The 18676-nt window shown below is 62.1% G+C and carries 16 protein-coding genes; 6 read left to right on the top strand and 10 right to left on the bottom strand.

The features are described 5' to 3' along the window. Positions 1 to 18: 18 nt before the first annotated feature. From ACOZ9V_RS16575 to ACOZ9V_RS16555, 5 genes are all read right to left on the bottom strand, one after another. The gene (locus ACOZ9V_RS16575; protein ID WP_268236680.1) at positions 19 to 645 is read right to left on the bottom strand and encodes a LysR substrate-binding domain-containing protein; all 627 of its coding nucleotides are present in this window, start codon (positions 643 to 645) and stop codon (positions 19 to 21) included. A gap of 336 nt (positions 646 to 981) precedes the next feature. Then, positions 982 to 1383 (bottom strand): DMT family transporter, encoded by a 402-nt coding sequence (locus tag ACOZ9V_RS16570; protein ID WP_181272236.1) that lies wholly within the window; start codon positions 1381 to 1383, stop codon positions 982 to 984. A gap of 35 nt (positions 1384 to 1418) precedes the next feature. After that, entirely contained in the window at positions 1419 to 1739 is a 321-nt protein-coding gene (locus ACOZ9V_RS16565; RefSeq protein ID WP_181272237.1) for a DMT family transporter, read from the bottom strand. Between the two features lie 89 nt (positions 1740 to 1828). Then, complete coding sequence (locus ACOZ9V_RS16560; protein WP_181272238.1) at positions 1829 to 2887, bottom strand: NADPH:quinone reductase; 1059 nt, start codon at positions 2885 to 2887, stop codon at positions 1829 to 1831. A gap of 75 nt (positions 2888 to 2962) precedes the next feature. Further along, a complete protein-coding gene (locus tag ACOZ9V_RS16555; RefSeq protein WP_181272249.1) occupies positions 2963 to 3361 on the bottom strand; it encodes a Dabb family protein in 399 nt (132 codons plus the stop codon). 136 nt (positions 3362 to 3497) lie between these two features. Here ACOZ9V_RS16555 and ACOZ9V_RS16550 point away from each other — a divergent pair, with 136 nt between their 5' ends. Continuing rightward, positions 3498 to 4082 carry a TetR/AcrR family transcriptional regulator gene (locus ACOZ9V_RS16550; protein ID WP_181272239.1) on the top strand — a complete coding sequence of 195 codons (585 nt, stop codon included), beginning with the start codon at positions 3498 to 3500 and terminating at the stop codon, positions 4080 to 4082. Between the two features lie 377 nt (positions 4083 to 4459). Here the strand turns inward: ACOZ9V_RS16550 and ACOZ9V_RS16545 are convergent, their stop codons facing one another. Continuing rightward, on the bottom strand, positions 4460 to 5854 hold the full coding sequence (locus tag ACOZ9V_RS16545; RefSeq protein ID WP_181272250.1) for an IS1380 family transposase: 1395 nt from the start codon (positions 5852 to 5854) through the stop codon (positions 4460 to 4462). 525 nt (positions 5855 to 6379) lie between these two features. Next, positions 6380 to 7558, bottom strand: coding sequence for an alpha/beta fold hydrolase (locus tag ACOZ9V_RS16540; RefSeq protein WP_139467935.1), 1179 nt, complete (start codon positions 7556 to 7558; stop codon positions 6380 to 6382). A gap of 662 nt (positions 7559 to 8220) precedes the next feature. Between ACOZ9V_RS16540 and dnaK the strand changes: the two genes are divergently transcribed. The 5 genes from dnaK to ACOZ9V_RS16515 all read left to right on the top strand — a co-directional run bounded on the left by dnaK (position 8221) and on the right by ACOZ9V_RS16515 (position 13435). Then, positions 8221 to 10083, top strand: a complete 1863-nt coding sequence (gene dnaK, locus ACOZ9V_RS16535; RefSeq protein WP_139467936.1) for a molecular chaperone DnaK — start codon at positions 8221 to 8223, stop codon at positions 10081 to 10083. Then, the gene (locus ACOZ9V_RS16530; RefSeq protein WP_139467937.1) at positions 10083 to 10757 is read left to right on the top strand and encodes a nucleotide exchange factor GrpE; all 675 of its coding nucleotides are present in this window, start codon (positions 10083 to 10085) and stop codon (positions 10755 to 10757) included. Before dnaK ends, ACOZ9V_RS16530 begins: the two co-directional genes overlap by 1 nt. 181 nt (positions 10758 to 10938) lie before the next feature. After that, entirely contained in the window at positions 10939 to 11955 is a 1017-nt protein-coding gene (locus ACOZ9V_RS16525) for a DnaJ C-terminal domain-containing protein (RefSeq protein ID WP_139467938.1), read from the top strand. A gap of 14 nt (positions 11956 to 11969) precedes the next feature. Continuing rightward, positions 11970 to 12410 carry a heat shock protein transcriptional repressor HspR gene (locus ACOZ9V_RS16520; RefSeq protein WP_181272241.1) on the top strand — a complete coding sequence of 147 codons (441 nt, stop codon included), beginning with the start codon at positions 11970 to 11972 and terminating at the stop codon, positions 12408 to 12410. A 149-nt stretch (positions 12411 to 12559) separates the two neighbouring features. Further along, positions 12560 to 13435, top strand: a complete 876-nt coding sequence (locus tag ACOZ9V_RS16515) for a DUF1206 domain-containing protein (protein WP_181272242.1) — start codon at positions 12560 to 12562, stop codon at positions 13433 to 13435. Positions 13436 to 13552: 117 nt separating this feature from the next. Here ACOZ9V_RS16515 and ACOZ9V_RS16510 read toward each other — a convergent pair whose 3' ends face one another. From ACOZ9V_RS16510 to ACOZ9V_RS16500, 3 genes are all read right to left on the bottom strand, one after another. Continuing rightward, positions 13553 to 14881, bottom strand: coding sequence for a lipoprotein 17-related variable surface protein (locus tag ACOZ9V_RS16510; protein WP_434591851.1), 1329 nt, complete (start codon positions 14879 to 14881; stop codon positions 13553 to 13555). A gap of 241 nt (positions 14882 to 15122) precedes the next feature. Beyond that, entirely contained in the window at positions 15123 to 17312 is a 2190-nt protein-coding gene (locus ACOZ9V_RS16505; protein ID WP_434591850.1) for a hypothetical protein, read from the bottom strand. Between the two features lie 222 nt (positions 17313 to 17534). Then, positions 17535 to 18650, bottom strand: coding sequence for a diacylglycerol/lipid kinase family protein (locus ACOZ9V_RS16500; protein ID WP_434591848.1), 1116 nt, complete (start codon positions 18648 to 18650; stop codon positions 17535 to 17537). Between the last annotated feature and the right edge of the window lie 26 nt (positions 18651 to 18676).

The following is an 18676-nucleotide window of genomic DNA, read 5'->3' as shown; positions in this document are numbered from 1 at the left end:
GGCTCCCTGCGAATGCACCTACGTGTCGTCGCCCGCTTGAGGCATCGGCAGGCTTTCGAGGAATGCTCTTGCTGCGGGGGTGGAGTTGAAGCTGCTCCACGCGAGGTACTCGATACGGGTGGGGCCAGCTGTCACCGGGATCGTTCGAAGGTCGTTGCTGCCGGCGGGGAGGACAGCTGGTGAGAGCAGGGCGATCACGAGGCCCTGCCTGACCAGGTCGACGATGAGGTCGGCGCTCATCGCTTCGAAGGCGACCTCGCGATGGACACCAGCGGCCTGGAATGCGAGGTCGGAGGGAACTAGGCCGGGTGTTCCCTCGGGAAAGTCCACGAACACTTCATCGGTCAAGTCTTCCAACCGTAGTCTGCGACGCCGAGCCAGTGAGTGTTCAGCGGCGACGACGACGATGAGCCGCTCCCTGGCAAGAACGCGCGCGTTCACGCCTTTCGGGGGTGCGCTGTCGGGCAGCCCGAGCACTGCGACGTCCATACGGCCCTCGCTGATCGCGGTGATGAACTCATCGCTACCGCCGCCTCGGAGCTTGATCCGCACCGCAGGGTGGGCGCGATGGAAAAGCTCCAGTACAGTAGGTATATCGATGGTGGTCACCGTCGGAATCACACCGATCGTGAGACTGCCTCGAATCTGCCCGTCCGCCTCCGCCGCCTCGGAGACCGCCCGTTCAGCCGCATCGAGACTCTCTCGTGCTCGTGCCAGGAATTGTTCTCATGGCCCTCGATTGACAGGATCGTGAGAAATTTTGACACGCGATGGCCAAGAAAGTGACACCTCGAACGAGAAGCTACATTTATTGTATGACCTGGCGGAACTTGTCAGTCGAGCACCGCGCTGACCTGCGATGTGACCCATGCATGAGACGTCATGTCTCACCAACTTGTCAAGCTCCATGCTCGTGCTTCCCAGTTCAAACATCCACGGTAGGACGCAGCTGCCCCGAAACAGACAGCGATAGTGTCATATTCAGCGGGTTGCCTGTTCGTCGACTCCAGGTTTGGTGCTGTCTGCGATTTTGAGCCAGACCACTCCAGCGATAATCACTGCCAGCCAGATAGCTGTGGTCCACGTAAGATGCTCGTCGAAGAACAGAGGACCGAAGACGGCTGCTCCGACGGCCCCGATGCCTGTCCAGACCGCGTACCCGATGCCGACGTCCACATGCTTGAGCGCGACACTGAGGAAGAACATCGTTAGAAGGAAGAACACCACCGCAAGAGAAGACCAAATCGGGTCGGTGAAACCTCCGCTGCCGTTGACCGAGAGAGCATAGCCGATCTCGAATCCGCCGGCGACCAGTAATGCGATCCATGCGCGGCCATTCTTTGCGGGCTCAACGGTGTCGGCGGCTGGAGCCGGGGCGTTCATGAGGCCTCCTTACTGAGCTGAGAAGAGTGGGGGGGTCAAGCGGTTCCCGAGAAGTTGAGGCCGATGACCCCGGCGATCACGACGGTGATCCCGAGTGCCTTCTTCCACGTGATCTTCTGAGAGAGAATGAGGGCACCGATAATGACGATTCCAACCTCGGCGAGTGAGGTCCAGAGTGAGTAACCGATGCCGACATCGAAGGTGAGCAGGGCGAGGCTGAGGAAGTAGGTTCCGATCGCGCCGCTGATGAGGGTGACGATGGTCCACCGGAGGTCGGTGAAACCGTTTGCTTTGCCGGCAGAAATCCCGACGGCGATCTCAAAGACGACGGCGATAGCAAGGTAGAACCAGCTCATGACGATATCCCTTTCACTGTGGCAAGTGCCCTACGCCGACCAAGCCAGGATCACTGCGCGGTGGGTAGCGAGCCGGGTCCTCAGGTATCTCACTCGGCACCTGCGGTCGTATCTGCCCCGAATGGATGAGACGAGACGTCGATGAGGACCTTGCCGATGGCATTGGCTTGAACAGCGTCGTGAGCGTCGGAAGTCCGGTCCAGCTCGAATCGTGTCAGAGGCAGTCCGGCTTCTTCGCCCACGGGCAATGCCCGGTCCTTGAGTGCGTTGACGATATCGTCGGCGGCGGCCCTCAGTGCTGTGTTGCCAACCGTGTACAAGAGGACGAACTGATACCGCGTGTTCGTCGCAAGATGTGGCCAGACATCGAGGTTCAACGGCTGGCCTTCGGTCGCATAGACTGCGACTGTTCCATGATTGGCCAGCACCTGAGAATCGAGTGCGGCGTTGGCACTCGGCGCAACCTCAACGATCTGGTCCACGCCGTTGGCTGCGATCTTCCGGATTTCAGCGGCGGCAGCGCCCTCTCGATAGTTGATGACGTGATCTGCTCCCGCGGCTGAGGCGAGTGCGGCCTTTCGCCGGGAACTGACAGTGGTGATCACTTCGGCTCCGGACCAACGCGCCAGTTGGATGGCAGCATGCCCGACGGCCCCTGCGCCGCCGGTCACCAGGATGGTTCGTCCTTGAAGAGTTCCCGGCCCGAGCCGTGCTGGTCCCGAGTCGGAAACGGTCAATGCCCTGTGGGCCGTCATGGCGGGCACGCCGAGAGCGGCGCCGACATCGAAGCTTGCGGTGTCTGGGAGGTGGACGACCCTTTCTTGTGGCAGGACAGTGTATTCCTGCGCGGTCCCTGTGGGGCGCTCGTGAGCGGCGAGGTGGACCCAGACGCGGTCGCCCACGGTAAGGCCCTCGACTCCGGGGCCGATGGAATCGACGATCCCGGAGCCATCCTGGTTGGGTACACGGGCTTCGCCGGGCGTCGACGTCGAGGAGGGCCCGCCTGCTCGTCCTTTCCAGTCCGTCGGATTGACTCCGGAGACGACGATCTTGACTCGGACTTCTCCGGCTCCTGGGGCGGGTACCTCGACGTCGACGTATTCGAGAACCGTTGAGTCGCCGTACCGCGTGTGGATGACTGCTTTCATATGGGCCTTCGCCTTCTGCGCATACGTGATCGCTGGTCGGATAGAGGGTGCGTGAGGTCTGATGACAAGTCCTGACTAAGCGTTTGCCTGGCACGGATCGCGCGGTGGCGCGACCACGTCCACCAGTTCTGGGAATTCTCGCAATCGACGTTCGTGCAGTCCTGCGATCGCGTCGCCGATCGTCGGGTCGGTGTCGTCGGTGATGTCGAACATTGTGAAATCGTCGAGCAGGGGCCAGCCGAGTCTGTCCGTCTCCAAATGGGCCGGATGGGTGATGAACTGCCAGTAGGCGTCGAGGTCGTTGAGTATGAAATTCGCTCCCCAGGCGCGGTCCTCACCGTGGGCCCGTCCAACGTGCGCGGAGACCACAGCCGGCACCGCGACAGCCTGTCTTCTCAGGCTGTTGAGAAGGTTGTCGAGCTGTTCGTCTGAAACTCCCGACTTGATATTGAAACGGATGACGTGATGGATCACGGGAACTCCTAGTAAACGGAAGGCTGTCCAGTGCAACTGGGCCAGTGGCCGTGAGGGGAAGGCACGGTCTGCGTGGCTCAATTCTGGTACTGAGTACCAGTTGGTACTGGGTACATAATAAGACTAACCTGATCTCATGACAACACCGTCCTCTCTGCGTGCCCGCTCTCAGTCGCGGATACGGCAGGCCATCATTGACGCTGCGTATGACCTCTTCGCTGAATGCGATTTTGATGCCGTTAGCGTTTCCGAGATTGCTGAGCGTGCCGCGGTGGGGCGGACGACGTTCTTCCGGTATTTCGGCGATAAGCAGGAAGTGCTCTTCGCCGACGAAGGGCAAGTAGCAGAACTGCTCGTTGCGGAGGCGTCAAGGGTCGGTACATCACCGACATCGACTCCATTTCATCGGGCGCGTTGCGCCTTACGAGCGGTTTCTGTCCACCTGGTCGCTGGCGGGGAGCGGTTTGCACTGCGGTCTCGCCTCGTGGCTGAGAATCAGTCTCTCAGGGACCGCGAAGAGCGGAAACTGCTGTGGTTGAGCGGAGTTCTCGCTGAAGCCTTGAAAGAGTGTGGCGCCACGACGCAAGAGGCGAGGTTGTCGACGGAGATCGCCTTCGGAGTCTTTCGGGCCGCAAGATACCATGGTTCCATCGACAGTATTGATCTCGTCCGGCGCGTCGATGACTCGTTCGAGCAGACCATTCGCATGTTTGATCCATAGAGGGTGCTGTGGCTGGCAGGGTATGCCTGTCTGCGGGCTTGGCCGGTATCAGCGACTTCTTCTTGGCTTTGGTGGCGACTGCTCGCAACTAGCCTGGAAATTTCACGTGATCGCTCGGTTGGGCGGTGTATGGCAGTGCCTCTCTGACGGGAGATGCTTGGCTTGTTGAAGTCAAGTCGGCCGAGTCTGCTGAGTGCCCCACCACTTAGCCTTGATCCACCGATCTGCTTGCAGGCAAGGGGTGCGGCTGGATTCGAGCGCGAGCATGACGTGCGGGCAGGAGGTAGCGTCTCGGTCTCTCACCGGTCTCTTCCACAAATGTTTCCCAAGGTCTCCTCCAGACCCTGCGGCGTTGTGCTCGAGCAGGAGCGGATCGGTCAGGACAATACCGTCGTCGGTGGACTCAGAACCGCTTGCCAGAGTCGTGCGAAGTCCGTCGCCCACGGCCACTTCGTGGGCAGGTGCAGGATCAGCTTCCTGGCACGGTGAGCAATCCGGGCCGGGATGCTGATGATCCGTGTTCGCAGTGTCTGGGCGCGTACTTTGCTCATCCGTCCGCCGATGAGTCCGGCAGCGGCCCGCAGCAGGTTGTGAGTGATCGCTGTGATCGTCACCCAGGCGGCGTTGGCGTTGAACACCCCGGAGGGCATATGCGCCAGGGCACCGTTCTTCAGCTCCGCATTGATCTGCTCGATGATCGCGTGCTTGCGGTGCATGTGATCAGCAGCGACAGTGTCGAAACGATCCCGGTCGACGGTGGTGAAGAACGCGTGATAGCGGAACAAGTCGGATAACGGATTCTGCCCGGCAGCGCGTTTGGTCTCGTTGAGCTCCGGGATACGGCGGACGACCAAGCGGCCAGTGGTGTGCAGGGACTTCTTCTTCGAGGTGAACGCGGTGAACGGAACCTCGGCGACTTCAGCCTTACTGACCCAGGCTCCGGAGTCCTCGTCGTAGATCGCTTCGGGATACTCGATGCCAGTCCATGCGTCATCGCTGATTGTTCCGATCGCTGCTTTGACCCGCTTGTCCATGCGCACGGTGATCGACACATGAGCCCCGGCATCATGGGCGGCTTTGGTCACGGTCGATGAGTAGTACGCCGAGTCAGCGCGAACGAGCACCGCAGCACCAGGGTTGATGCGTTTGGTGGTGGCCAGAGCGTCGGAGACGAACTTATCAGCACCACGTGCTGAGAAGGTCGAGCCTTTGCGCAGGCGCTGGCCCACGATGAGCTGGTTGGAGCTGCTGGTTGACGCGGTAGCCAATAGCGTGTTGAGGCCGCGACTGCCCTGGTAGCCGAACCCAGCTCCCTGCTTCGACGCAGAGTGAATGTCGATGACGGTGTCGTCGACATCGACGAAGACTGTCGATGATTGCGCGTTCTCCTGACTGGCGGGCAGCAGAGGCGTGTGTTCATTGAGATTGGTCAGGAAGCGGGAGGAGATGGCGTCGAGTTGTTTCACGTGGCCGAAGGCGAACGAGCGGAGGAACGAGCCCAAAGTCGAAGGGGCATAGACGCGGTCGAAGGGGTGTTTCATGCCGCCGTGGCGGAGAATGTTCATGTCATCGATCGAGTCGGCCCCGGCAGCCATTCCCGCAACCAGTGTGGCCAGCTTCGCTGCCGGATTCGCGCCCTTATCGGCCCCGGTGGTGGTCACGGTCAGACGGTTTTCGGCGAGGTCTGGCAAGCCGGCGTTCTGGGCCAGGGCCATGATCGGGACGAGCCCGGTGGCAGCGGTGAGATTCGTGTCGTCGAAAGAGTGGGACACAGTCGTGGGGGAGTGATTGAATAGCACTTGAGAGGTGCCCCTTTCTGAGCGGGATATGGAGACTTAGAACATCATTATTTTCCCAGCTCAGGAGGGGTATTTCTATTTCACGCGGGGCCCGGTCTGGCTACTCGCATCGGTGGATCAAGGCTAAGACCTGGAGCGAACCCCAGGGCGCTTCACCGCTATCTGCGAGTGCTGGGGCGTCTCGTGCACGCCCATAAGGTCGTCGAGTGGTCGTGGAAGAGAATCGCTAGGAATCGCCGAGCCTTGTTCTGGTCGATGACGCTCATTCGCGACGAGCGGGGCCTCGACCCCGCCTCCACCGCCTAGCTGTACGAGAAACTGGGCTGCGGCTCCGTGCGCCGCCCTCGTTTGGACATATCAGGGCTAAGAAGACCACCACCGGAACGATTAAGCGCCCCCTCAACGTGTGGGAGAGCGGGCATTCCGCCTCAACGGTCAAGAGCTCCAGCGGGGCCGTGGTCCTGGGCCGTTCGGCCTAGGAAGGGCCGCGGGTAGTGCTCAGGGTTCGAGCAGGCGCTTGAGGTCTTTTGCGAATTCTGACGGCTCTGAGCTTGCGCCGAGGTGGTTACCTGGCATGTCGACTAGGGGCAGTCCTAGACGTTCAGCGAGTATTTGGGTTGCCCGCCGCGCGAGTTGATGATGGCTCAGTGAGCCTGCACACAGCGTAATCGCAACACGTCGGATGGCCTCAATATCGGGTACGTAAAAGACTGATGGACCGGCCATCTGCCCTAGAAAGTAGCGATTCTTTTCGAGTTCCTCGGCAGGTAGCTCGGGCATGGACATATGGGCGGGAGGTGTCTGATCTGGTCCCGTATGGTGGGCGGCGCCACTGAGATCAAAGAACTCCTGCACTGCCCGCTGGGGATCAGCCTCCGCGGCTTCAAACACCGCTGCAGCTCTGTCCGCTAGCTTCGAATCAGCCACGAGGGACACGAGCGGCGGCTCATGCAACACGGCCCGGCCAACCATTTCAGAATACTGCTTGGCCAGTTCCAACAGCGTCACGGCGCCGCCACTGGTTCCGACGAATAGGGCGGGCCCTCCGGTGAGCCGGTCAACAAGCGCAGCAAGATCCTCGGCAAGTACCTCGGGCGTGGGTGCAGCCATCCCCAGGACTGCACGACTGGCACCGACACCACGCGGGTCATGGGTGACGACGGTATAACGGTCGGAAAGCTCATGCGCTAGCGGTGCGAAACCAGCCCGCCCCGCCGGCGCACCGACCAGGAACAACAGAGGCCCCTCCCCCTGGACGTCGAACGCAATCGTGCAATCTGTTCGCTCGAGAAGGTTCACCGAACCGGTGATTCGATCGCTGAAATCCATGATCTTCCGCGTAATTACATCGAGCGCTCGGTCGAGCTCCTCACGCCTATCCTGGACGCGACGGCGATGGGCTGTCAGTAACTCCACTCGAAGTCCGGCCAGATCAGCCACCTTGTTGTCTGCGCCCGTGAACTGCGCGATATCAGCCAGAGGCATCCCCGTCTCACGGAGATGAACCAGCATGCGGATCAACTCGACGTCGGCCGTCGTGTACTGACGGTGTCCCGCACTGTCGCGTCGTGGAGACGGTATGACCCTCTGGCGCTCGAAGTATCGTATCGTGTCCGGTTCCAGACCGATCCGTGCCGAGACCTCGGCAATCCCAAACAGCTCATCTCGTTCACTCATGCCTCAAGCTTCACCCCTGAACCGAGGTTCAGGTCAAACGAAGGGAATGCTGAAGGTTTGTTTGACTCTGACCTGACCCATGGTTTGGTTTCCACTCGAAGTCCGCCAACCACAATCGATCGAGTTCTAACCGGCTTTCGAACGGTATATGGTCGTTTGTGGTCGCGGACCAAAACAAACCGGGGTAGTGACGTTGACGCGCGTATGATCTGGGCGACCGGACCGGTAGTCCCTTCGAAAGTCGGGTGCTGTCCACAGCGCCCACAGTGGTGGCTGCCGATGTGCCCTCCTCGGTGAGGTACATCAGTTCCGTGTCCAGCAACGTCTTCGTTGTCATGTTTCCAGCATCCTCGCACCGACATGAAACTGGGAACACCGACACGCCTCCGACGCGAAATTGAGATTCCGACACGAAATCCGAGATCCTACAGCGGCTGTCTGAAAAGAAATCCTCTCCCGCCGGAATAAAACCATCCTCAGCAAAGTTGAGTCTGGTGTACGCAACTTTGATGAGGCCGACTTGACGGTCGGAACCTCGAAGAGAATACTTGAGTCCGGTTGGCTCAATGTGTGCGGTCGAGTGGTTCTGACTCAAGAACCGGAGCCGCCCGATCGCACACATTCGAGTCGCAGGAACTCACGATCTGTAAGGAGAGAAAACTATGGCACGTGCAGTCGGAATCGACCTCGGAACCACGAACTCCGTCGTCACCGTCCTCGAGGGCGGCGACCCGAAGGTCATCGCAAACGCGGAAGGCGGTCGCACGACCCCGTCCGTCGTCGCAGTCAACAAGAACGGCGACTCCCTCGTCGGTGAGATCGCCAAGCGCCAGGCCGTCACGAACATCAAGAACACCGTCGCATCGGTCAAGCGCCACATGGGCACCGACTGGTCCACCGAGATCGGCGGCAAGAAGATGACGGCCCCCGAAGTTTCGGCCCGCATCCTTCAGAAGCTCAAGCACGACGCCGAAGAGTACCTGCAGGAGAAGGTCACCGACGCGGTGATCACCGTTCCCGCATACTTCAACGATGCTGAGCGCCAGGCAACCAAGGATGCCGGTGAGATCGCCGGCCTCAACGTCTCGCGCATCATCAACGAACCCACTGCTGCCGCTCTTGCCTACGGCCTCGAGCGCGGCAAGGAAGACGAGCTCATCCTCGTCTTCGACCTCGGTGGCGGTACCTTCGACGTCTCCCTGCTGGAAGTCGGCAAGGACGAAGACGACTTCTCCACCATTCAGGTCCGTGCGACCTCCGGTGACAACCGCCTCGGCGGTGACGACTGGGATCAGCGCATCGTCGACTGGCTGGTCGAGCAGGTCAAGAACAACTACGGCGTGGACCTGACCAAGGATGCCACCGCTCTGCAGCGCCTCAAGGAAGCCGCAGAGCAGGCCAAGAAGGAACTGTCCTCGGCCACCAGCACGAACATCTCGCTGCAGTACCTGTCGATGAGCGAGAACGGACCCATCCACCTGGATGAGACCCTCACCCGTGCGAAGTTCGAGGACCTGACCAAGGACCTCCTCGAGCGCACCAAGGCTCCGTTCCACGCAGTCATGAAGGACGCCGGTGTCTCCGTCAGCGACATCGACCACGTCGTCCTCGTGGGCGGTTCGACCCGTATGCCCGGCGTCTCCGCCGTCGTCACCGAACTCACCGGAGGCAAGGAGCCCAACAAGGGCGTCAACCCCGATGAGGTCGTCGCCATCGGCGCCGCCGTTCAGGCCGGTGTCCTCGTGGGTGAGCGCAAGGACGTCCTGCTCATCGACGTCACCCCGCTCTCGCTCGGACTCGAGACCAAGGGCGGCGTGATGACCAAGCTCATCGAGCGCAACACCCCGATCCCGACCAAGCGCTCGGAGACCTTCACCACCGCTGAGGACAACCAGCCCTCCGTGTCGATCCAGGTCTTCCAGGGTGAGCGTGAGTTCACTCGCGACAACAAGAACCTCGGCACCTTCGAGCTGACCGGTATCGCTCCGGCTCCGCGCGGTGTGCCGCAGATCGAGGTCGCCTTCGACATCGACGCCAACGGCATCGTCCACGTGTCGGCCACCGACAAGGGCACCGGCACCGAGCAGTCGATGACGATCACCGGCGGTTCCGCACTGCCGAAGGAAGACATCGACCGCATGGTCCGCGAGGCCGAGGAGCACGCAGAAGAGGACAAGAAGCGCCGTGAGGCTGCCGACGTCCGCAACAATGCGGAGAACCTCGCCTACCAGACCGAGAAGCTGCTGACCGACAATGCCGACAAGCTGCCGGAAGAGCTCAAGACCGAGATGCAGGGCGATGTCGACGCCGTCAAGGAAGCCCTCAAGGGTGAAGACGACGACGCCGTGAAGAGCGCCTACGACAAGCTCGTGGAGAACCAGCAGAAGATCGGCGAAGCCATCTACAGCCAGCAGGGCGGTGCCGAAGGCGCCGAAGCTGCCGGTGAAGGCGCAGCCGATGCGAGCGCAGACGACGATGTCGTCGACGCCGAAGTTGTCGACGATGAGGATGAGGAGAAGAAGTAATGACTGCCGAGGGCAACGACAAGTCGTCCGAGGAGCCAGGCTTCACCTTCAGTGACAAGCGCCGGGTCGATCCGAACACCGGTGAGGTCCGTCCCGAGGCCGACGCCCAGTCGGCCTCGGCCGGGGCCGGCGAGGAGCCGACCGCGGACCCGAATGCCGAACAGGCTGCCGCGGCCGATGCCAGCGACCTCGGTGTGGACATCCCGTCCGATGCCTCGGGTCTCGAGGACATCGAGCCGGAGGCCGAGCCCGAACCGGGTTCTGAGGCAGCGGGATACCTGGCCGACCTCAAGCGCATCAACGCCGAATATGCGGCCTACCGGATGCGGGCCGACCGCGAACGTGAGCGTGCGGCGCTCGGCGGCACGATCAAGGTCGTCGAGGCCCTGATTCCCGTGCTCGACGAGGTCAAGCTCGCTCGCGACAACGGCGATGTCACCGGGCCCTTCGAGACCCACGTGAACAAGCTCGTCGAATCGCTGAACAAGCTCGGCGTCGAACAGTACGGAGAGGTCGGCGACGAGTTCGATCCGAACATCCACGAGGCGCTCATGCAGCAGCCTTCGGATGAGGTCGAGAATCCGACGCTCTTCCTGGTCATGCAGCCGGGCTACCGGATCGGGGAGCGCATCATCCGCGCCGCCCGCGTCGGTGTCCAGCAGCCGGAGGACTGAGCAGCGACCATGATCGCCGAGGCGGCCGCCCGCCCCGCACGCCGGTTCACCGACGTGCGGGGCCGGGGAACCGCCTCGGCGGCGGTCCGGATCTTCGGGGCATCGCCCCGGGGATGCGGATTGTGAGAGGACAAGTGAATACCCTGATGACAGGATTGATTGGAAGGAAAGGAGGTGCCAGGTGAATACCGGACCTCAGAATGATTGGTTCGACAAGGACTTCTACAAAACCCTCGGCGTCTCCAAGGATGCTTCCGACGCCGAGATCAAGAAGGCTTATCGCAAGCTCGCGCGCAAGTATCACCCGGACGCCAACCCCGGTGATGAGAAGGCCGAGGAGAAGTTCAAGGAGATCGGCCAGGCCCACCAGGTGCTCTCCGACAAGGAATCCCGGGCCCAGTACGATCAGGTCCGTGCCATGGGCGGCGGCGCCAGGTTCAGCGCCGGTTCCGGTGGACCCGGCGGGGCTGCCGGCGGCGGATTCGACGACGTGTTCTCCGACCTCTTCGGAGGCGGCGGACGCACCCGGACCCGCACGACCTACGGCGGTGGGGGAGACGTTCCCCCGGACCTGGCGGATCTGCTCGGCGGATTCGGCGGAGGCTTCGGCGGTGGCGGCGGATACGGCGGCTACCAGCCTCCGGTCAAGGGCGGCGACATCAAGTCGAGCACGACGCTGTCGTTCACCGAAGCCATCGACGGCGCCTCGGTGAAGCTGAACATGCCCGGCGGGAAGCCGCTGACCGTGCGCACCCCGATCGGGGTCAAGGACGGACAGAAGATCCGCCTGGCCGGCAAGGGCAAGGCCAGCCCCAACGGCGGCGAGCCCGGAGACGTCATCCTCACCGTGCACGTGAGCCCGCACCCGGTCTTCACCCGCGATGGTGACAACCTGCGGATGGATCTGCCGATCAGCTTCGACGAGGCGGCCCTCGGCGCCGAGGTCAAGGTGCCGACTCTGGGCGGGATGCCCGTCAAGGTCAAGGTCGCACCGGGTACACCGTCGGGACGGACCCTGCGCGTGCGGGGCAAAGGTGTGAAGACGAAGAAGGGCACCGGCGATCTGCTGGCGACAGTCGAGATCGTGGCGCCGAAGAACCTGTCCAAGGAAGCCAAGCAAGCGGTCGAGTCGTTCAAGGCCGCCACTGAAGGTGAGGACCCACGCGCCGGCTTGCTGGACAAAGCCAAGGCCAGCTGAGGTGGTGAATCACAATGCACATTTCATCGAGTGCGGCGGTGTATGTCATCTCGGTGGCCGCGGATCTGGCGGGCATGCACCCGCAGACGCTGCGGCAGTATGACCGACTGGGTCTCGTCTCTCCGGAACGCACTGCGGGCCGGGGCCGGCGTTATTCCGGGAAGGACATCGCCAAGCTGCGACTGATCCAGCAGCTGTCGCAGGACGAGGGAGTCAACCTCGTCGGGATCAAGAAGATCATCGACCTGCAGAATCAGGTCGATGCGCTCAAGAGCCGCAACGAGGAGCTTGAGGACGAGGTTCGGGCACGCCGGTCGGTGCAGGAACGCGATGCGCGTGTCTTCGCGGCCGGAACCGTGGGCGGAGACGTCGTCTCGATCTCGAGGGGACGACGCCCACAGGGTCGCCCTGAGCCGGGAGCTCTGGTGCTGTACAACCGGTACCGACGCGGCTGATCCTGACGAGGCCCGACTGGGACGCTGAGAACAGCGTCGAGGCGGAGTGCGAACCGAACTTTCGGTGCGCACTCCGCCTTTTCGCGTTGCTCGACGAATCCAGTTCATTGCGGCGCAGAAAAGTACACGTGTTGTGCGACACTGACTCTGTGAACGAGAAAGAGAAGGTTCGACAGGTCGCCGACAGTGCCGATTCGGCGGCTCAGGAAGCCGCGGACAGCCGCTGGTTCGAGCGTGTGGCCCGCGCGGGCTTCATTGCCAATGGGTTGGTCCACGCGATCCTCGGTGCGACGGCCGTGACGATCGGCCTGGGGCAGGGCGGCGGCGAAGCCGACCAGGCCGGAGCGGTCGGACAGATCGCTTCACAGCCCTTCGGCCTGGTGCTGATCGTGATCTGCTTCCTCGGCTGTGCGCTGATGGCGTTGTGGTGCTTGGTCAACGCGTTCTTCGGTGCGTCGTCGCTGCGCGGTGCCGGAACTCGCGACCCGCAGGAGAAGCAGGGGAGGAAACAGTGGATCGACTTCTTCTCGACGGTCGGTTCTGCCATTGCCTATGTTGTGGTTGCCGCGACCTTCTCCCAGTTCGTCTTCGGCGGAGGATCGGACTCGGGCAAAGTGAGCTCACAGGCCTCGACGACCGTGGCGAAGGCCCCGGGCGGACTGTATATCCTCATGGCTGCCGGCGCCGTGATTGCGCTCATCGGCATCGTGTTCTGTATCAATGGTCTGCGCCGGAAGTGGAAAGATGAGCTTCGTCGGCCGCGCAGCGCGTTCACCCGCTTCCTCGTCGGATTCACCGGTGTTGTCGGGTATCTGGGCAAAGGTGCGACGCTGCTGTCGGTGGGCATCCTCATCGTGGTGTCTGCGGCGACCGGTGATCCGGAGGAGTTCACTGGTATCGACGGTGCGCTCAAGGGCATGCGCGATCAGCCGTTCGGGCCGTATCTGCTGTTGGCCGTGGGTCTCGGCCTGGTCCTCTACGGGGTCTTCCTCGCCCTGCGCTCGAGGTACGACCGCATGGAATGAGCTGTCTTCTGCTTTGTTGCAGCGAAAAGAAGAAGGGCGCGAACCCAACTGGGTTCGCGCCCTTCTTCGACTCACGCCCGCCTCAGTCGAGCCGGCATGTTCTCAAGTCGGTCGCTATCAGATCTCAGCGGGATCTTTGGCAACCTTCTTGCGGCGCATGGTCATGGCGACTGCAACTCCACCGATGAGGAGGAGGCCGGCGCCGCCGACCAGGCCGGTCAGCTCGGTACCGGTGCGGGGCAGGTCGCCGCCGTTGCCGGCGTCTCCGTTGTCGCCATCATCGTTTCCGCCGTTACCGTCTTCATTGCCGTCGCCGCCACCGGCGTTCGGGTCTTCCTCGACCGAGAAGTCACCGGTCAGTTCGTCATCGCCGCAGGTGACGGTGACGTCGTATTCGCCGACGTAGGCCGATGCGTTGGAGGCGCTGGTGCCATAGACGTTGACGTTGGCCTTGCCTTCGTCGTCAGCCTGGACGGTCTTTTCGAAGGCGGTGACGCTCGACTCGCCCTTGGGATTGACGAGGAAGCGGACGTCTTCACCGGGTTCGCAGTTCTCGACGGCGAGGGTAACGCCCTTGTCTTCCTTGACGAAGTCAGCAGGCGTGATCGACTCGGGGGAGACGGTCAGCTTGGCTTCTTCAACCGGAGCGGTGGGCTCTTCGGTTTCGTCTTCGGTGATGACGAAGTCCTGAGCCGGGGAGTTGGTTTCCGACTCCTGGTCGACGCCCCAGACGGAGTAGTCGCCGGCCGGAAGCGCCTCGTCGCCCTCAAACTTCAGGGTTGCGGAGATCTTTCCTTCGTCGTCGGCTTCGACTTCATTGGTCGCGAACGGCGACGTTGCGTTGCCGCCGACGACGGTGACCTTGCTGTTCGGGGTGAAGCCCTCACCGGTGACCTTGATGCCGTTCTCTGCGAACTCGCTCTCCGTGAACTTGTCGGCGTTGAGCGAGACCTTCGGGTCGACCTCGGGAGCCTCGGGCTCGTCTGTGTCGTCGACGACGGAGAAGCTCAGCCCGTCATAGGTGCGCTCCTCGCCATCGCGAGTGATCGTGACGGAGAAGTCGACCTTGCCGTTCTCGATGTCTTCGGCGGGCTGAGTCGAGTAGATGTTGTATTCGAAGGTATCGCCCTCAGCAGTTCCGGCTTCGCCGGTGAGCGAATCCGAGATCTTGTCTCCGGCTTCAAGACCGGTGATCGTGACGACGATTCCCTTGTCCTTGTTGGCGAGGTCCTCGGCGGTGATCTCCTTGGGGGAGGTTGTCACCTTCGCTTCGATGGCCTGCGCCTCAGCCTCAGGCGACTCCGAAGGAGTGCTCTCCTGGGCGTCGCCGGAGTTCTTGACGACAGTGTGCGAGTAGCTGTCCGAACCGGGAGCAGCGATGACTGGGGGTGCGGCCAGGCCGGTGATGGCGATGGCCACCGCGGGGGCGAGGGCGAGCTTCTTCATGTATTTCCTTAGAAAATTACAGGTGGGTGTGAAGTATTACGAATGTAACAGTAATGCAACATTCACCACACACATAGTTGTGGTCGTTTTGTTCAGCACTGACGTCGGCTCTGTTGCAGAGTTCATTCTTCATTCACCCTGAACACCCGGTTCGTCACAGACTGCAGAACAGAAGGAGGGGCGGCTCAGCGTGTGCTGAGCCGCCCCTCCCTCTCGATTCAGGTCATCCGCCTGGCTCGGATCAGAAGCTCGTCGGAGTCTGTCCGAACTTGTTCTTGCGGCCGGTCAGTGCGATCGCGGCACCACCGACGAGGAGGAGCAGGGCTCCCGTCGTCAGTCCACCGAGGTCGGCACCGGTGCGAGGCAGCTGGCTGCCGTCATCTCCACCGCCGTTGCCGGCATTGCCGTTGTCCCCGCCGTCAGATCCGCCGCCATTGGCGCCTTCGGTAACTGTGAAGGAGTCTTTCATGGTGTCGTCGCCGCAAGTTGCGGTTGCGGTGTACGCACCGACGTAGGCGGAGACATCCGACGAGGTGCCGAAGACGTTGACCGAGGCATTGCCTTCGTCGTCAGCTTTGACGGTGTTCTCATAGGCCGTGACGTTGATGCCCTTCGGGTTGACCTCGAAGTGGACATCTGCGCCGGGCTCGCAGTTCTCGACGGCGAGGGTGACGCCCTTCTTCTCGTTGGCGAAGTCCGCCGCCTCGATCGTCTTCGGTGAGACCTTGAAGGTCGCCTCGGCGGGAGCCTCGGTCTCACCATCGTCTTCACCGACAACGTTGATGTTGCCGTTGAGAGTCTCCGACTCGGTGCCTTCGCGGTCGATGGTGACGGTGAACGGAACCTTGCCGACCTCGAGGTTCGCGGGGTTGCCTTCGTACCAGAGGTGGAGCTTGTAGTCACCGTCAGCCTCTGCGGTCTCACTCTTGCCGGTGAGCGAGTCGGTGATCGTGTCGCCCTTCTTCACGCCGGAGACGGTGACTGTCACGCCCTTGTCCTTGTTGGCGAGATCCTCTGCGGTGATCTCCTTAGGATCGACCTTGAGCGAAGCATCGATCGGATCGACGGCGTCCTCGTCTTCGTCGGTGACGGTGACCTCGACGGAGTTGCTGGCGGTGCTGGTCTCATCGTCGATGAAAGTCAGCGAGTAGGTGCCGGCTTCGAGAGATTCGGGAGCGGTCACAACGCCTTCGACATCACCGTTTTCGTCAGCGCGCAGTTCGTCGGCCTGCGGTGCGGCGGCACGCTGCGTTGAGACAGCCTCGCCCTTGACGCTGACGGTTCCGTTCGGGGTGAACCCGGATCCGCTGAACTTCAGACCGTCCTTCTTGAAGTCCTCGAGGGAGATCTTCTTCGAGTCGACCTTGACGGTCGGGTCGACCTCGCTGGTTTCGTCGACGACGTTGATGGTGCCGTTGAGGGTCTTTGATTCCTCGTCCTCACGGTCGATGGTGACGGTGAAATCGACGGGGCCCTTTTCGAGATCCGCGGGGACGCCTTTGTAGTAGACGCTGAAGGTGAAATCACCATCGGCTTGCACAGTCTTCTCTTTGCCGGTTAGGCTGTCAGAAACTGTGTCGTCCTTTTCAAGGCCGGTAACAGTGACGTCGACGCCCTTGCTCTCGTCGGCGAGATCTTCTGCGGTGATCTCGTTTGGGGACACCGAGAGTTTGGCGTCGATCGGGGCGGTCCCGTCATCTGCAAACGGGGCGTACGAGAAGCTAGTTGTCTCCGTGACGCTTTGTGCATTCTTGCGCTCGACCTGAACGGCAAGGCTCTGCTGGCCGGAGGTGAGGGACTCGGCGCTCTTGGAGGAACGCAGCTTCAGGGTCGCGGTCGAACCCTGAGCGGTGACGGCAGGACCGGTCAGTCCGGACTTGGCGGCGACCTTGTCGCCCTTCTCGAGGCCGGTGACTTTGACGGTCACACCGTCCTCGTGGAGCTCCTCGGCGGTGACTTCACCCGAGGTGACCTGCACCGAGGCGTTGATGGGGTTGGCCTTGTCCTCGGACTTGTCGTCGTCCTTGGAGTCCTTGTCCTCGTCCTTGGGGGCAGGAGCGGGCTTCGGATCGACGTTCTTCGGAGGCTTCTTTGCCTCGTCCTTCCTATCCGCTTTGTCCTCGGCGGCCTTCTTCTCGTCCGCCTTCTTCTTGTCGGCGGCTTTCTTGGCAGCCTCGGCCTTTTCCTTGGCCTTCTTTTCGGCTGCCGCCTTCTCCGCGGCTGCCTTCTTCTCGGCTTCGGCCTTCTCAGCCGCGGCCTTCTTGGCCTCTTCCTTCTTCTTGGCTTCGGCCTTTGCGGCTTCAACCTTCTTCTGCTCGGCCTTCTGCGTGGAGGCGGACTGGGCAGACGTCGATTCCGCGGCAGCGACCGGGCTCGCGACAAGCCCGGTGAACGCGAGCGCGACTGCCGGCGCGAGGATGATCTTCTTCATTGGAGTGCCTTCAATCTCTGTGGCGAGGGGTGTGATACGGCACTCATCCTAGGTTCTGAGGGTTTTCCAAACTATTTCTGTACGTTTTGTTCAGGTTTAAAAGCGGTAACACTTAGGTGAATTTCTTTAACCGTTTCGTGACCTACTCGTCGGTAAAAGAATGGCTGTCAGTGCCGCCTCGGCGAGGGGACGCGTCGGCCGCGCGAATTCAGCGGTTCTGAGCTAGACCGGCCACGCCTCGGCGCGGATCTGCTTGCGCTGTTCGACGGTGGGGACGCGGACGGTCAGGGCGGAGGGGTCGACCTCCATCTCCAGGTAGGACGACTGTCCCAGCGGGTCTCCGTCGATCTGAATATCGACCTCGTCGCCGGCTTCGATGACGACCTTTCGGCACTTCCGGATGTTCGTGTGCAGCCCGCGTGAGGCTCGGCGGCCGGCGATCGATGCGAGCACGCCGACCCATTGGCCGAGGTTCTTCGGGCTGACGATGAGCACGTCGAGCATGCCGTCGTCGATGACGGCCTGCGGCAGCAGCTGGATGCCTCCCTGCAATCGGCCGCAATTGCCGCCGAGCACCGAACGCACCCTGGCCGAGATCCGATATTCGTCGTCGAACGTGACCTTGACGTGACTGGGTTTGCCGGTGAGCTTCCGCGATCCCGCTTCGACGTAGGCGAGCCATCCGAGGCGGGCCTTGAGATCGTCATTGGTATCGGCCATGACCGCGGCGTCGAAGCCGAGTCCGGTCATCACGGTGAAGACATGGGTATCGCCGTCGGGGGTGATCTTCGCCTTCCCCACGTCGATCTCCCGGTTGCGTCCCCACAGGGCGATCCGCAACGCCCATTCCGTCTTGTCGAGGACGAGGTCGATATTGCGGGCGAGCAGATTCCCGGTCCCCAGCGGCACGATCCCCAGCGGAGTGGAGGTGCCGGCCAGCGCCGAGGCGACCGCGCGGATGGTGCCGTCCCCGCCGGCGGCGATGACGACGTCGACTCCCTCGTCGAGGGCACGGACCGTGGCCCCCTCACCGGAATCCTCGGGGGTGGTCTCGAGCACGAGCGGAGGGTTCCATCCCTCGAATCGACAGATCGCCTCGGCGGTGGCGGCCAATTTGCGCACATCGGTCTTCGTGGGATTGACGATGAGCGCGGCACGGTATCGGGCAGCATCATCGACCGCCTCGTCGGAGAGGTTCGCCGGGTGGGCGTAGCGTCTCATCGTGTTGAGTGTGCGTCGCACGCCGTTGCGGCGGCCGATGAGGAACGCGGCCACGAGCACGGCGAGGGCACCGATGACGATGACCCAGGTCATCAGGGGGTCCAACTCGATGATCATGTCCCAAATCTACAGTGCCCCGGTCG

It is taken from the genome of Brevibacterium sp. 1718 (genome assembly GCF_051131255.1).
GTDB lineage: Bacteria > Actinomycetota > Actinomycetes > Actinomycetales > Brevibacteriaceae > Brevibacterium > Brevibacterium sediminis.
The sequence above is the reverse complement of the archived record's forward strand: the minus strand, read 5'-3'. Positions and strand labels throughout refer to the sequence as shown.

Bases quoted from the DNA above. Each gene is read 5' to 3' on its own strand.
- ACOZ9V_RS16570 (WP_181272236.1), bottom strand. From the start codon at position 1,383: ATGAACGCCCCGGCTCCAGCCGCCGACACCGTTGAGCCCGCAAAGAAT.
- ACOZ9V_RS16565 (WP_181272237.1), bottom strand. From the start codon at position 1,739: ATGAGCTGGTTCTACCTTGCTATCGCCGTCGTCTTTGAGATCGCCGTC.
- ACOZ9V_RS16560 (WP_181272238.1), bottom strand. From the start codon at position 2,887: ATGAAAGCAGTCATCCACACGCGGTACGGCGACTCAACGGTTCTCGAA.
- ACOZ9V_RS16550 (WP_181272239.1), top strand. From the start codon at position 3,498: ATGACAACACCGTCCTCTCTGCGTGCCCGCTCTCAGTCGCGGATACGG.
- ACOZ9V_RS16540 (WP_139467935.1), bottom strand. From the start codon at position 7,558: ATGAGTGAACGAGATGAGCTGTTTGGGATTGCCGAGGTCTCGGCACGG.
- dnaK (WP_139467936.1), top strand. From the start codon at position 8,221: ATGGCACGTGCAGTCGGAATCGACCTCGGAACCACGAACTCCGTCGTC.
- ACOZ9V_RS16530 (WP_139467937.1), top strand. From the start codon at position 10,083: ATGACTGCCGAGGGCAACGACAAGTCGTCCGAGGAGCCAGGCTTCACC.
- ACOZ9V_RS16520 (WP_181272241.1), top strand. From the start codon at position 11,970: ATGCACATTTCATCGAGTGCGGCGGTGTATGTCATCTCGGTGGCCGCG.
- ACOZ9V_RS16510 (WP_434591851.1), bottom strand. From the start codon at position 14,881: ATGAAGAAGCTCGCCCTCGCCCCCGCGGTGGCCATCGCCATCACCGGC.
- ACOZ9V_RS16505 (WP_434591850.1), bottom strand. From the start codon at position 17,312: ATGAAGAAGATCATCCTCGCGCCGGCAGTCGCGCTCGCGTTCACCGGG.
- ACOZ9V_RS16500 (WP_434591848.1), bottom strand. From the start codon at position 18,650: ATGATCATCGAGTTGGACCCCCTGATGACCTGGGTCATCGTCATCGGT.